Here is a 13,843-nt window from a genome sequence, read left to right as displayed (position 1 = left end):
TGAATTCCTGTAGGGTCGTCATTCATGGCGACCTGGATACCACGATCACGAAGCCGCAATAAACAGCTCGCGCAATTGATGCAACTGATCGCGCACGCTGGCAGCCTCTTCAAACTCCAGATTCTGCGCGTGCTGCTGCATCTGCCCTTCCAGCTCGTGAATCTTCTTCTGCATCGCCTGCGGCGTAAGCGCCATATAGTTGGCTTCCGCTTCTGCTGCGGTACGTGAGGCGGTTTTGCCTTTACCACGCGTTTTCACTACGTTTTTGCCGAGCTCAAGAATATCGGTGATCTTCTTGTTGAGCCCTTGCGGCGTAATGCCATTCTCTTCGTTGTATTTCTGCTGCTTCTCACGACGACGCTCGGTTTCGCCCATCGCGCGCTCCATCGACGGCGTGATTTTATCGGCGTAGAGAATCGCCCGGCCATTGATGTTACGCGCGGCGCGACCAATGGTCTGTATCAGCGAACGCTCCGAACGCAGGAAGCCCTCTTTATCGGCATCGAGAATCGCCACCAGCGACACTTCCGGCATATCCAGACCTTCTCGCAGCAAGTTGATGCCAACCAGCACATCAAATTCGCCAAGACGTAAATCGCGGATGATCTCCATACGTTCCACAGTATCGATATCCGAGTGCAGATAGCGCACCTTCTCGCCGTGCTCCACCAGGTATTCGGTAAGATCTTCCGCCATACGCTTGGTCAGCACAGTCACCAGTACGCGCTCGTTAATCTCAACACGCTTGCGGATTTCCGACAGCAAATCGTCAACCTGCGTCGCCACCGGCCGTACTTCCAGAATCGGATCCAGCAGGCCGGTTGGACGCACCAGCTGATCGATCACTTCGCCACCCGATTTTTCCAGCTCGTAATTGCCCGGCGTGGCCGACACGTAAATGGTTTGCGGAGCGGCTGCTTCAAACTCTTCAAACTTCATCGGACGGTTATCCAGCGCCGACGGCAGGCGGAAACCGTACTCCACCAGCGTCTCTTTACGCGCGCGGTCACCACGATACATGCCGCCAATCTGCGGAATGGTGACGTGCGATTCGTCGACCACCAGCAAGCCATCCGCCGGTAAATAGTCGAACAAGGTCGGCGGCGGCTCGCCCGGTCCGCGCCCGGAGAGATAGCGCGAGTAGTTTTCGATGCCGGAGCAGTAACCCAACTCGTTCATCATCTCGAGATCGAACTGCGTCCGCTGGGAAATACGCTGCTCTTCCAGCAGCTTATTGTTCTCCAGCAGCACTTTGCGGCGCACCACCAGCTCATCTTTGATCTCTTCCATCGCCTTAAGAATGCGCTCACGCGGCGTCACATAGTGCGTTTTCGGATAGACGGTAAAGCGCGGGATTACCGAATCAATCTGCCCGGTGAGCGGATCAAACAGCGACAGCCGCTCAACTTCTTCATCAAACAGCTCAATACGCAGCGCAATATCGTCCGATTCTGCCGGGAACACATCAATCACTTCGCCGCGCACGCGGAAGGTGCCGCGCTGGAAGGCCTGATCGTTGCGGCTGTACTGCAGCTCCGCCAGACGACGCAAAATGCTGCGCTGATCAATGATCATGCCGCGCGTCAGATGCAGCATCATTTTCAGGTAGAGATCGGGATCGCCCAAACCGTAGATCGCCGAAACCGAGGCCACGACGATGACATCACGGCGCTCCAGCAGCGCTTTGGTCGCCGACAGACGCATCTGCTCAATGTGCTCATTCACCGAGGCATCTTTTTCGATAAAGGTGTCCGAACTCGGCACATAGGCTTCAGGCTGATAGTAATCGTAATATGAGACGAAAAACTCCACCGCGTTATCCGGGAAGAACTCCTTCATCTCACCATAGAGCTGCGCCGCCAGGGTTTTATTCGGCGCCAGCACCATCGTCGGGCGGTTGAGGTCGGCAATCACATTCGCCACGGTAAAGGTTTTACCTGAGCCGGTCACGCCCAACAGCGTTTGATGCGCGAGTCCATCTTCCAGTCCCTCTTCGAGACGGCGAATCGCCTCAGGTTGATCCCCTGAAGGATTGAAAGCGGAGTTGAGTTTAAAGACTTTGCTCATGTTTTAGCGGTTCCAGCAGATGAAGTCGGCGGGCAGGCTGCTAATTCTACTCTGCTATGGCGAATTTGCCAGAAAAAAATACTGGACATAATCACAGTAACCTTGCACGATAATGGCACCTGACGGCGATTCTCTTCAGTGCAATTTAAGCGGCAGGCGGCAAGTTGTTGTTGCGCAATGTTATCCCCAGGCGGAGGATGCTTTTAACATTTGTCAATAGAGTGTCATTAAATTGCAGTCCGATGACAAGGCAGATAATTCGCATGCTTGATTTTAACTAACCTGCTGTTTTAATTCACTTTGACTCAAAAGCCCAGTTTCTCATCATAATGTAGGAAGGCCGCGAATTTACTCGCTTCCACACGGTTTTCAGTCGCTAATGCACAAGGTTATCCACAGTAATGGTGGATAAGTGAATCCAGCCCCGAGCCCATCGGCTGTGTATAATTTTCTCCCGCCCATTCTTAAGCGTGAAAAAAAATTTTTTCGCATTTATTTTTCCCGCCGTGCGTGTCGCATTACCCCCCTTTTTCCGGCTTTACCTTCCCGTGCCCGGCGAAAAGTCAGGCGTTAAGGCCATTTATTTCTCCGGTTATTGCCTTACGAACGATCAAATGCACCAGAAACGTTAAGCAGTCAGCACCGTCAAAGTGCAGTCGGTTTATCACCGCTGGCAATTGTTAAGCGTTTCTCAACTTTTAGCCGCTGATTTGTCAGGTTTCCGCCGCAGTTGCGCCTTAATTCCCAACCTGGCCTGGGAATTGCAGTATTAGCACTATGGAGTGACGAGTCCATATCGGCGCTTGCCGACGACAGCGGTGTCCATCAATCGTGCACGACTGTATGCCAGACGACACAGAGCGGGAGCATTCAGGCTAATAATCTGGAAGGAGTATGTCAGATGCTGAGTTTACGTTCGGTGAATCAGTTTTACGGTCAAAATCACATTCTGTGGGATGTCGATCTCGATCTGCCGCCGGGCACCTGTACCGGCGTGCTGGGCAGTCCCGGCATGGGCAAAACCACGTTGGTGAACTGCATTATGGGCCGCCTGCCAATTAACAGCGGCTCGATGACCTGGCAGGAAGATGGCGCGCCGCCGGAAGATTTACTGTTGCAACCGGCCGAACTGCGCGCGCGCACCGGCATTGGTTATGTGCCGCAAGGACGGCATATTTTCTCGCAAATGAGCGTGGAGGATAACCTGCTGATCGCCCTGATGGCGGCACAGGACGATCGTAGCCGTGCCATTCCGGAAATGGTGTTCGACCTGTTCCCGGCACTCTATTCATTGCGCCATCAGCGCAGCGGCGAGTTGCCAATGGAACAGCAACAACATTTGGCCCTGGCGCGTGCGCTGGTGCTGCAACCCAAGCTGGTGATTCTGGATGAGCCGACAGAGGGGATGTCGCCGTGGCTGGAAGAGGAGATGGGCAATCTGATTCGTCGGTTAAACCGTGAGTATGGTTTAACCATTTTGCTGCTTGAGCAGCACGTCTCGTTTGTCCGCCGCGTCGCCGATTATTTCCTGCTGCTGCATCGCGGACGCAATGTGGCGCACGGCAAAGTGGCGCAGTTGGATGATTTGACGGTGAATAAGTGGCTGACCGCAAGGTGAAGATGTAGCCAGGTCGCCGTGAATGGCGACCTGGGTTATTTATTGCGGCAACGTCAAATAACGCCCGCACTCGGCCTGCTGCGACTCGTCGCGTAGGTGCGGAATCTCACCGAGGAACGGCGCATCAATGCGCTGACGCAGCGTATCCATATACTCCTGATGGCGTTTGCCGGGTGGCTGAATATCATTGGCAATCCAGCCCGCAAGGCGCAATCCGCGCGCTTTAACCGCTTCGGCGGTCAGCATGGCATGATTGATGCAGCCTAACTTCACACCCACCACCAGAATCACCGGCAGCTGCTCGGCTTCCACCCAATCGGCGTAAGTTTGCGTCTCCGACAGCGGCGTAAACCACCCGCCTGCGCCTTCGACTAACACCCATTCTGCCTGCTGCTCCAGCGCGCGCAAGCCCGCTGACAGCGTGGCAAAGCTAATCGGCCTGCCCTCTTCCGCGCTAATGATATGCGGCGAGGTCGGCTCGACAAACGCCAGTGGGTTCACTTGCTCGTAGCTTAACGACAAGGTGCTGTAGCGCTGCAACGCCAGCGCGTCGCTGTTGCGAATGCCTTGCGGCGTGATTTCGCAGCCGGATGCCACCGGCTTATAGCCTGCGGTGCGTAAACCGGCGGCGCTCGCCGCCTGCAGCAGCGCGCCGCTGGCCACGGTTTTGCCCACTTCGGTATCGGTTCCGGTAATAAACCAGCGTGTCATTTGCTTAAAACTCCATACATCAGGTGATAACTCAGGCGATAACCGGCCTCGTCCTGCGGCCAGCGCTGCTCAAGTTGTGCCAGTTGGGAACGCGTTAGCACGCTGGCACCGCGACCATCGTGCAGGTGCGTGGCCCCAATGCCTTTCAGCGATTGCATAGCGCTGAGCGCGCTGGGAAAATGCAGGGTGATAACCTGCTGCTGCGCAGCGATCGACAGCGTCGCGGTGGCCGCATGAAACTGGGCAGCGCTGAGGAAACGGTTGGCGTGCCGGCGACCATCCAGCTGCGCCCACGCGTGATGCACTTCGTGCAGCGAACCGTCGAGCAGCGTGGAAAACAGCACCGTGCCGCCCGGCCGTGTGACGCGCAAAAACTGCTGCAGCGCAGTATGCAAGTCGCTGCTCCACTGCACCGCCAGATTGCTCCACACGCCGTCAACGCTGGCGTCCGGCAGCGGCACCGCATCGATATCGCCCAACAGATAGTGCTGCGCCGATTGCTGATCGCGCGCGGTTTGCAGCATGTTGGGCGACAGATCGAGCGCCGTCAGCGTGCGCCCGCGATCGCGCCAGTAGCGGCTATACCAGCCGGTACCGCACCCGGCATCCAGCAGGTGCGGACCAAAACCAGCGGGCGCCAGCGCCAGCAGCGCATCGCCGCTCAGCCGCTGTAACTGCGCGTGCTGCTCGTAATGCGCAGCCGCACGACCAAAAGCCTGCGCCACGGCCTGTTTGTTAACCTGCAGCGTCATACAGAGCCTCCAGCAAACAATCAATGTCATCGGTGTGATGTGCAGCGGTAAGCGTGATGCGTAGCCGCGCGGTGCCCGGCGGCACGGTTGGTGGCCGAATCGCACTGACCCAACAGCCGGCCTGCGCCAGCCGCTGCGACAACGCCATTGCCGCGCTGTTTTCGCCAACGATCAGCGGCTGGATGGCGCTCGCAGAATCGACCAGCTGCCACGGCAAATTCGCCGCAGCGGCGCGGAAACGCGCAATGTGGCTGTGCAGTTTTTCGCGCAGCGCATCACCTTGCTGAATCTGCCGCAACGCCGCCAGCAGCGCATAGCACTGCGCCGGTGGCATCGCGGTGGAGTAGATCAGATGGCGGGAAAACTGCTCGACGTAATCAGCGGTGGCGTCATCGCACAGCAGCGCCGCGCCGCTGACGCCAAACCCTTTGCCGAAGGTGACGATCAGCAGTTCCGGTTTGACCTGCTGCTGCCAGCAGCTGCCGCGCCCTTGCGCGCCGGTCACGCCGATACCGTGCGCATCATCCACCAGCAGCCAGCCGTTGCCGCGCCGCGTCTCCGCAGCGATCTGTGTTAGCGGAGCGCTGTCGCCGTCCATGCTGAACACGCCTTCGGTCACCACCAGCGTGCCGCCTTCCGACGGCGTTGCCAGCAGCTTCGCCAGGCTTTCCGGCTGATTATGGGCAAAACGGCGCAGGCTCGCCGGGCTGTGGCTGGCGGCATCCAGCAGTGAAGCATGCGCCAGCTTATCGGCGAAGATGCGATCCTGCTTTTCCGCCAGCAGATGGATCACCGCCTGATTGGCGGCAAACCCCGAAATGAACAGCAGCGCGCGCGAATAGCCCAGCCAGTCCGCCAGCTCCGCTTCGAGCTGCGCATGGTGGCGGCTGTAGCCGGTCACATGCCCGGATGCACCCGCGCCAGCACCCGTCTCGGCCGCGCCCTGCTGCCACGCGGCAATCACCGCCGGATGCTGGCTCAAGCCAAGATAGTCGTTGCTGGAGAAGTGCCGATAGCGCTGCCCCTCCAGCGTAATTTCCCGCACGCTGTTGTGCTCAACGCGACGCCGTAAACGCCAGCCATCAGCGGCACGCCGCGCCGTCAGCGCCTCGTCGATACGTTGTGACCAGCCCATTTACACCGCCGCGTTGTAGAACTGCTCGGTATCCGCGTGCAGCAGCTGCTTGCTGAGCTGATGCTGCTGCTCATTGTTACCCGCCGTTGTCGCGGTGTGCTCCGGATTCAGGCCCAGTTTGCGGAACAGAATCAGATCCTTGTCCTCTTCCGGATTTGGCGTGGTAAGCAGTTTGCAGCCGTAGAAGATCGAGTTAGCGCCGGCCATAAAGCACATCGCCTGCGTTTGCTCGCTCATCTGCTCGCGTCCGGCAGAAAGACGCACGTGCGACGAGGGCATCATGATGCGCGCCACCGCGATGGTGCGGATGAAGTCGAAGGGTTCAACATCGTCGTTATCGGCCAGCGGCGTGCCTTTGACCTTCACCAACATGTTGATCGGTACGCTTTCGGGCGGCGTCGGCAGATTCGCCAGCTGCACCAGCAAGCCCGCACGATCTTTCACCGTTTCACCCAGACCCACAATGCCGCCGGAACACACCTTGATGCCCGCGCCGCGCACTTTATCCAGCGTATCCAGACGTTCCTGATAGCTGCGCGTGGTGATGATGTTGCCGTAAAACTCTGGCGAGGTGTCGAGGTTGTGGTTGTAGAAATCCAGTCCCGCTTCGGCGAGGCGCTGCGCCTGGTCGCCATCCAGCGTGCCAAGCGTCATGCAGGTTTCCATGCCCATCGCTTTCACGCCCTGCACCATCTGCTGAAGGTAAGGCATGTCGCGCTCGTGCGGGTTTTTCCACGCGGCGCCCATGCAGAAACGGCTCGATCCCGCCGCTTTGGCTTTGCGCGCCGACTCCAGCACCGCGTCCACTTCCATCAGACGTTCCGATTCCAACCCGGTTTTGTAGCGCGCGCTCTGCGGACAGTATTTACAGTCTTCCGGACAGGCGCCGGTTTTGATTGATAGCAGCGTGCTGACCTGCACCTGGCGTGGATCGAAATGTTGACGATGCACTTGCTGCGCTTCAAACATCAACTCAAGGAAAGGTTTATCGAAAAGTGCCTGAGCTTGTGCCAGTGTCCAGCGGTTTGCCATTGCTTACTCCAGAAAAAGGGGGTTCATCCCGACGATTAACGTGGTTATACTTGTAAACTAAATCTTTTTAAAATGGTTTACAACTCACATGTTCACTCAGGATGACCTCAACTTTGACCGTCAGCATATCTGGCATCCCTACACGTCGATGCGCGATCCCCTGCCCTGTTATCCGATTGTGGCGGCGCACGGCTGCCAGCTGCAGTTGGCCGATGGACGTGAACTGGTGGACGGCATGTCGTCGTGGTGGGCGGCGATCCACGGCTACAACCATCCGCGTCTCAATCAGGCGCTGCAGCAGCAAATGACGCAGATGTCGCATGTGATGTTTGGCGGCATCACCCATCCGGCGGCGGTGGAACTGAGCCGCCAGCTGATTGCCATGACGCCTGATGCGCTGGAGTGCGTGTTCCTCGCCGATTCGGGTTCGATCGCCGTCGAAGTGTCGATGAAAATGGCGCTGCAATACTGGCTGGGACGCAACCAAACGCGACAGAAATTCCTTACGCTGAAGCGCGGCTATCACGGGGATACCTTTGCCGCGATGTCGGTGTGCGATCCGGAAAATTCGATGCACAGCCTGTGGCGCGGCTATCTGCCGGAACATCTGTTCGCCAACGCGCCGCAGTGCGCTTTCGATGACGCGTGGAACGAGGCCGATTTCGCCGATTTTGCGCAGCTGGCGGAAATCCACCATCGGGAGATTGCGGCGGTGATTCTGGAGCCGATTGTGCAAGGCGCTGGCGGAATGCGTTTCTACCATCCGCGCTATCTGCAGCAGGTGCGCGAGCTGTGCGACCGCTACGGTTTGCTGCTGATTGCCGATGAGATCGCCACCGGATTTGGCCGCAGCGGCAAGCTGTTTGCCTGTGACCATGCGGGCATCACGCCGGACATTCTCTGCCTCGGCAAAGCGCTGACCGGCGGCACCATGACGCTCTCTGCCACGCTGACCACGCGTGAAGTCGCGGATACCATCAGCCGCAGCGCAGCAGGCTGCTTTATGCACGGCCCTACTTTTATGGGCAATCCGCTGGCCTGCGCGGTGGCGGTGGAAAGTCTGAAGATGATCAATGAAGGCGGCTGGACAACACAGGTGGCGCACATCGAACAGCAGCTGCGCAGCGAGTTGCTGCCGTTGCGCAGTCATCACGCGGTGGCCGATGCGCGCGTGCTGGGTGCGATTGGCGTGATCGAAACCCATCAGGCCGTGAACATGGCGGCGCTGCAGCACTTCTTCGTTGAGCGCGGCGTGTGGATTCGGCCGTTTGGGCGCTTGATCTACCTGATGCCACCTTATCTGATTTCTGCCGCCGAACTGACGAAACTGACGCAAGCGGTCGGTGCAGCACTGGATGTTGCGGCGCATTTCCACCATGATTGAGGGCACTGCACAACCAATAAGGAGCGATCATGCGCGTAGTTAGCCAGGATTTTAACGACGGCGATAAGATGCCAGAGCGACACGTTTTCAACGGCATGGGTTACCAGGGCGACAATGTGTCACCGCATCTGGCGTGGGATGATGTACCGGCAGGCACCAAAAGCTTTGTTGTCACCTGCTACGATCCCGACGCGCCTACCGGTTCCGGCTGGTGGCATTGGGTGGTAGCGAACATTCCGGCTGAAGTCACCGCGTTGCCGCAGGGTGCCGGTTCCGGCGTGGCGGAACTGCCGGCGAGCGCCATTCAGACGCGTACCGATTTTGGCCAAACCGGCTACGGTGGCGCAGCGCCACCGCAAGGCGAATCACATCGCTACATCTTTACGGTGCATGCGCTGGATACGGATAAAATTGACGTGGATGAAGGCGCGAGCGGCGCGATGGTTGGCTTTAATGTGCATTTCCATGCGCTGGCCAGTGCGTCGATTACGGTGAAGTACGCGTAACAGCTCAGAATCGCGCTGTTAGGAAATATGCCCGCCTGTTTGATCAGGCAGGCATTTTATTTATCCCAACGGGTGGATAACCACCCACATTGGGCCTTGTCCTACCGCGTAACGCGCCAGCGGATTAAGCAGACCGCGTTCCTGAATCTTATACACTTCGATGTGATGCGATTTCTGTCCCGCCGCTACCAGGTATTGACCGCTGTGATCAATATTGAAGCCGCGCGGCTGGGTTTCAGTTGGCTGGTAGCCTTCAATCGCCAGCACCGAGCCATCTTCACTGATGCTGAATACCGTAATGGTGCTGCTGGTACGGTCGCAGGCATAGAGGAAACGGCCATCCGGCGTGATGTGGATGTCCGCCGCCCAGCGCGTGTCGCTGAAATCTTTCGGCATCATATCAAGGCTCTGCACGCGCTCAACCTGGCCGTGCACATTGTTCAGCGCCCATACATCCACCGTGCTATCCAGCTCGTTCACCACGTAGCCATATGCGCCGTTCGGATGGAAGGCCATGTGACGCGGACCGGCACCTTCAACGGTGGTGACCTGCGCTTGTTCGCGCGGAGCCAGAGTGCCGTCTGCGTTCAGTTGATACAGGCAGATGCGGTCCTGCTTCAGTGCCGGTACAAACAGCGTTTGGTTATTCAGATCGATATTGGCGGAGTGGCAACCGTCTAACCCGCTGATCACCTGAACTGGCGCTTGCGGCAAACCATCGCTGCCAATCGGGCTGATGCTGACGCAGGCATCGTTGTACGAACCGCAGAACAGATAATTGCCCTGACGATCGGTGGAGATGTGGGTTGGGCTGCCCGGCAGCGGTGCTTCACCGGCGAGGCTCAGCGTGCCGTCGGCCGCAATGCGAAACGCCAGCACGCGGAAATTCGGACGCACACCGACATAGAGAAAATCTTTCTTCGGGCTCACCACCATCGGCTGCACCTGGCCGGCAACATCCGTTACCTGCAATAACGTCAGTGCGCCATCTTCCTGCAACTGCCAGGCATGAATCTGCTGGCTCTCGGGACTGGCGGTATACACGACTTGTTTCATGCGTTTTCCTTATTCGCTGCCTGATGAAAGGGATAACTGTAGCGCGTTTCATTTTGTCGCGCTGGATTCATTTGTGCCCTGTTTTTTGTCTCAGGGCCGCTGCCGGGTGTAGACTCAATGCTTTGCCAACTCCCGGACGGAAAGTGTAATGAGCTACCGCGTAATCGCCCTTGACCTCGACGGCACCCTGCTAACCCCGAATAAAACCATCTTGCCTGAATCCATCGAAGCGCTGGCCCGCGCGCAACAGGCGGGCGTGAAAGTGTTGATCGTTACCGGTCGCCACCACTGCGCTATCCACCCTTTTTATCAGGCACTTAAGCTGGATACACCCGCAATTTGCTGTAATGGCACCTATTTATATGATTATCCCGCGAAACAGGTGCTGGCCGCCGATCCGCTGGATAAAAGCCGAGCCGCACGGGTGATTGAGATGCTGGATGAAGAGAACATTCACGGTCTGCTGTATGTCGATGATGCGATGCTGTACCAAACGCCAACCGGCCATGTGACGCGTACGCTTAACTGGGCGCAATCGTTGCCGGAAGCGCAGCGTCCGCTGTTCCTGCAGGTGCCAAGCCTGGCGCAGGCGGCGATTGAGGCTGATTCGATCTGGAAATTCGCGCTGTCGCATCCCGACACGCGCGCGCTGCAGCAGTTTGCCGAACGCACCGAAGCCGAACTTGGTCTGGCGTGTGAATGGTCGTGGCACGATCAAGTGGATATCGCCAAAGGCGGCAACAGCAAAGGCAAGCGTCTGGCGCAGTGGGTTGAGAGTCAGGGCTTTAGCATGCAAGACGTGCTGGCGTTTGGCGACAACTACAACGATCTCAGCATGCTGGAACAGGTGGGATTAGGCGTGGCGATGGGCAATGCCGATGACGCCATCAAAGCGCGCGCCAAAAAGGTGATTGGCACCAATCTGGAGCCGGGCATCGCCGAAGTGATCTATCAAGAGGTTCTGTAACCGTAAGATGTAGCGCGCAATTCATGGCGCGGATTTTTCTCACACCGCGCAATGAATCCATTTACGCTGCTATCGACACGCTCTTGATCTGCGCATACAGCCACTGATCCGGTCGAATGCCCAGCTCATCGCGCGCCCACGGCGAAATGCGTGCCCACAACTCGCTGATGCCAATGCGCAGCTTCACTTCCACCTGATCGTCAATCTCCAGCAGCTCAACCACCTGTGCCGGCAATATATTGCGGATCGAGGTGTTATGCGGCGGCTGCAATGCCAGCGACACATCGGCTGAGGCGATGCGAATACGCAGCGGCGTTTTCAGCGGCTGATTCACCCGGCTCACCCAAATATGCTGATCGCCAAGCGACAGCGCGGTCATTGGGTAATCAGGATGCTGCTCCAGCACCTGCACGCGCAGCACGCTGGTGCGCTCGGCGAGCGGCAGCCACGGACGCATCGCCGAACTGCTCCACACTTTTTCCAGCGGACCAAAGGCTTTCACCTGGCCGGCATCCAGCACCAGCACGTTATCCGCCAGCTGCAGGATTTCATCGAGGCTGTGCGATACGTAAAGAATGGGAATATCGACCTGCTTCGCCAGCTTTTGCAGATAGGGCATCAGCTCACGTTTGCGCGGCAGATCAAGCGACGCCAGCGGCTCATCCATCAGCAGAATATCGGGCGCCGTCAGCAACGCGCGGCCTATCGCCACGCGCTGTTTTTCACCGCCCGAAAGCGACGCAGGAAAACGCGTCAGCAGCGATTCTAAACCCAGCAGCGCCACCAGCGCGTTGAACTGCGGCTTCATTGAGGCCGCCATGCCGTATTGCAGATTGCCGCGCACGCGATAATGTGGAAACAGCCGCGCGTCCTGAAACACATAGCCGATACGGCGCTTTTCCGGCGGCAAATTCACGCGCGTGGCCGAATCGAACAGCAGGCGATCGTTTAACTCAATACGCCCGCTCTGCGGCTGGGTTAATCCGCCAATCGCGTTAATCAACGAGGTTTTGCCCGCACCCGACACGCCGAAAATGGCGGTAATGCCGCTGGCGGGAACATTAATGTTAACGTCGAGCAGGTGCTCGCCCAACTGCTGAGAAAGTTGCAGATTGAGCATTATGCCGCTCCCAGCCGTTTACGGCCCCAGCGCGCCAGCATTTCCGATGCCACTAACGACATCAGCGCCAGCGCAATCGCCACCGCACAGAGGCGCGCGGCGGTGCCTTCCGCGCCCGGCGTTTCAATCAGGGTAAACATCGCCGACGGAATGGTGCGCGTCTCGCCGGGAATGTTGGAGACAAATGTGATGGTGGCACCAAATTCACCCAGCGAACGGGCAAAGGCCAGCACCGTGCCAACAATAATGCCCGGCAAGGTGAGCGGAAGCGTGATGGTGAAAAATACGCGCCAGCGCCCGGCACCCAGCGTGCGTGCGGCCAGCTCCAGTTTGGTATCCACCGCTTCCAGCGCAAGACGAATTGCACGCACCATCAGCGGAAACGCCATCACCGCCGAAGCGATCACCGCGCCGCGCCAGCTAAAGGCAAAGGTGAAACCGAACCAGTCATACAGCCATTCGCCAATAAAACCGCGCCGGCCTAAGGCGATCAGCAGCAGATAGCCGACCACCACCGGTGGCAGCACCAGCGGCAGGTGGACGATGCTGTCCAACAGGGTTTTGCCCGGAAAGCGGCAGCGCGCCAGAATCCAGGCCATCAGGATGCCAAACGGCAAGCTGCATATCACAGCTACGCAGGACACTTTCAGGCTAAGAAAAACGGCCTGCCATTCGGGATCGCTCAATATCATTTCTTCGGCGTGAATCCATACTGTTTAAACACGGCAGCGGCATCCGGCCCCTGCAAATAGTTGTAGAAGGCTTCCACCGTTGCGTTCTGATGTTCTTTGACAATCGCCATCGGATATTCCACTGGCTTGTGGCTATCTTCCGGGAATCGTCCTACGACCTGCACTTTTTGGCTGGCCACCGCGTCCGAACCATACACGATGCCGTACGGCGTTTCGTTACGCTCAACCAATGCTAGCGCGGCGCGCACGTTGTTGGCTGGCGCCAGCTGCGGGGATAAAGCGTCCCACGCGCCGAGTTTTTGTAATGCTTCTTTGGCATAAATGCCGGCCGGCACGTGATCCGGATCGCCCACCGCCAGACGCTCGCCTTTCAGCAGGCGTTTCCAGTCGGTTTTGCTATCAAGGGTGACCGCTTTAGCCGCGTCGCTTTTCGGTGCAATCAGCACTAAATCGTTGCCAAGCAGCGTATAGCGCGTGCTGCTCACCACGCTGTTTTTTGCCACCACATCGTCCATCCACTGCTGATCGGCAGAGATGAACAGATCGGCCGGTGCGCCCTGATCGATCTGGCGCGCCAGCACCGAAGAAGAGGCAAAAGAGGATACCACTTCTACACCGCTTTTCTTCTGGTACTGCGTCGCAATGTCCTGCAGCGCATTGGTCAGCGATGCTGCTGCAAACACGGTGATTTTCTCTGCGGCCGCGGCATGACCGGCCAATGAAACGCTTAAAACGGTTGCAGCAGCCCAACGGTACTTGATGGTTCGCATTTGTTGCTCCTTGTTACGTTATATATTTGATAA

The 13,843-nt window shown here is 57.9% G+C and carries 13 protein-coding genes; 4 read left to right on the top strand and 9 right to left on the bottom strand.

What is annotated here, in order from left to right; all coding sequences use genetic code 11:
- Window positions 1–45 precede the first annotated feature (45 nt).
- Window positions 46–2,067 (bottom strand): excinuclease ABC subunit UvrB, encoded by a 2,022-nt coding sequence (gene uvrB, locus AAF463_RS05995; RefSeq protein ID WP_350261700.1) that lies wholly within the window; start codon window positions 2,065–2,067, stop codon window positions 46–48.
- Window positions 2,068–2,968: 901 nt separating this feature from the next.
- Here uvrB and AAF463_RS05990 point away from each other — a divergent pair.
- Window positions 2,969–3,685 (top strand): ATP-binding cassette domain-containing protein, encoded by a 717-nt coding sequence (locus tag AAF463_RS05990; RefSeq protein ID WP_110865765.1) that lies wholly within the window; start codon window positions 2,969–2,971, stop codon window positions 3,683–3,685.
- Between the two features lie 39 nt (window positions 3,686–3,724).
- Here the strand turns inward: AAF463_RS05990 and bioD are convergent, their stop codons facing one another.
- The 4 genes from bioD to bioB are packed head-to-tail and all read right to left on the bottom strand — an operon-like array spanning window position 3,725 to window position 7,315.
- On the bottom strand, window positions 3,725–4,396 hold the full coding sequence (gene bioD, locus AAF463_RS05985) for a dethiobiotin synthase (RefSeq protein WP_350261699.1): 672 nt from the start codon (window positions 4,394–4,396) through the stop codon (window positions 3,725–3,727).
- Window positions 4,393–5,148, bottom strand: a complete 756-nt coding sequence (gene bioC, locus AAF463_RS05980) for a malonyl-ACP O-methyltransferase BioC (RefSeq protein ID WP_350261698.1) — start codon at window positions 5,146–5,148, stop codon at window positions 4,393–4,395. Before bioC ends, bioD begins: the two co-directional genes overlap by 4 nt.
- Window positions 5,132–6,283: an 8-amino-7-oxononanoate synthase gene (bioF, locus tag AAF463_RS05975; protein WP_350261697.1), complete on the bottom strand. Its 1,152-nt coding sequence runs from the start codon at window positions 6,281–6,283 to the stop codon at window positions 5,132–5,134. Before bioF ends, bioC begins: the two co-directional genes overlap by 17 nt.
- Complete coding sequence (gene bioB, locus AAF463_RS05970) at window positions 6,284–7,315, bottom strand: biotin synthase BioB (RefSeq protein WP_350261696.1); 1,032 nt, start codon at window positions 7,313–7,315, stop codon at window positions 6,284–6,286.
- Between the two features lie 88 nt (window positions 7,316–7,403).
- Between bioB and bioA the strand changes: the two genes are divergently transcribed.
- The gene (gene bioA / locus AAF463_RS05965; RefSeq protein ID WP_350261695.1) at window positions 7,404–8,699 is read left to right on the top strand and encodes an adenosylmethionine--8-amino-7-oxononanoate transaminase; all 1,296 of its coding nucleotides are present in this window, start codon (window positions 7,404–7,406) and stop codon (window positions 8,697–8,699) included.
- Window positions 8,700–8,728: 29 nt separating this feature from the next.
- Entirely contained in the window at window positions 8,729–9,205 is a 477-nt protein-coding gene (locus tag AAF463_RS05960; protein ID WP_336767342.1) for a kinase inhibitor, read from the top strand.
- 60 nt (window positions 9,206–9,265) lie between these two features.
- Here the strand turns inward: AAF463_RS05960 and pgl are convergent, their stop codons facing one another.
- A complete protein-coding gene (pgl, locus tag AAF463_RS05955; RefSeq protein ID WP_137385402.1) occupies window positions 9,266–10,261 on the bottom strand; it encodes a 6-phosphogluconolactonase in 996 nt (331 codons plus the stop codon).
- A 148-nt stretch (window positions 10,262–10,409) separates the two neighbouring features.
- Here pgl and AAF463_RS05950 point away from each other — a divergent pair, with 148 nt between their 5' ends.
- On the top strand, window positions 10,410–11,228 hold the full coding sequence (locus tag AAF463_RS05950; protein WP_222181662.1) for a pyridoxal phosphatase: 819 nt from the start codon (window positions 10,410–10,412) through the stop codon (window positions 11,226–11,228).
- 61 nt (window positions 11,229–11,289) lie between these two features.
- On the opposite strand, the gene modC is transcribed toward AAF463_RS05950, so the two are convergent.
- From modC to modA, 3 genes are read right to left on the bottom strand one after another with little or no spacing between them, the layout of a single operon-like run.
- Window positions 11,290–12,348 carry a molybdenum ABC transporter ATP-binding protein ModC gene (gene modC / locus AAF463_RS05945; protein ID WP_350261694.1) on the bottom strand — a complete coding sequence of 353 codons (1,059 nt, stop codon included), beginning with the start codon at window positions 12,346–12,348 and terminating at the stop codon, window positions 11,290–11,292.
- Complete coding sequence (gene modB / locus AAF463_RS05940) at window positions 12,348–13,040, bottom strand: molybdate ABC transporter permease subunit (RefSeq protein ID WP_192236612.1); 693 nt, start codon at window positions 13,038–13,040, stop codon at window positions 12,348–12,350. The genes modC and modB overlap by 1 nt, the downstream gene beginning before the upstream one ends.
- Window positions 13,037–13,810 carry a molybdate ABC transporter substrate-binding protein gene (modA, locus tag AAF463_RS05935; RefSeq protein ID WP_217547225.1) on the bottom strand — a complete coding sequence of 258 codons (774 nt, stop codon included), beginning with the start codon at window positions 13,808–13,810 and terminating at the stop codon, window positions 13,037–13,039. Before modA ends, modB begins: the two co-directional genes overlap by 4 nt.
- Window positions 13,811–13,843: the final 33 nt, after the last annotated feature.

Origin of the sequence: Pantoea sp. BJ2 (assembly GCF_040255075.1) — a bacterium.
GTDB classification, from domain to species: Bacteria; Pseudomonadota; Gammaproteobacteria; order Enterobacterales; family Enterobacteriaceae; genus Pantoea; species Pantoea leporis.
This window is presented reverse-complemented; position numbering and strand designations above follow the sequence as displayed.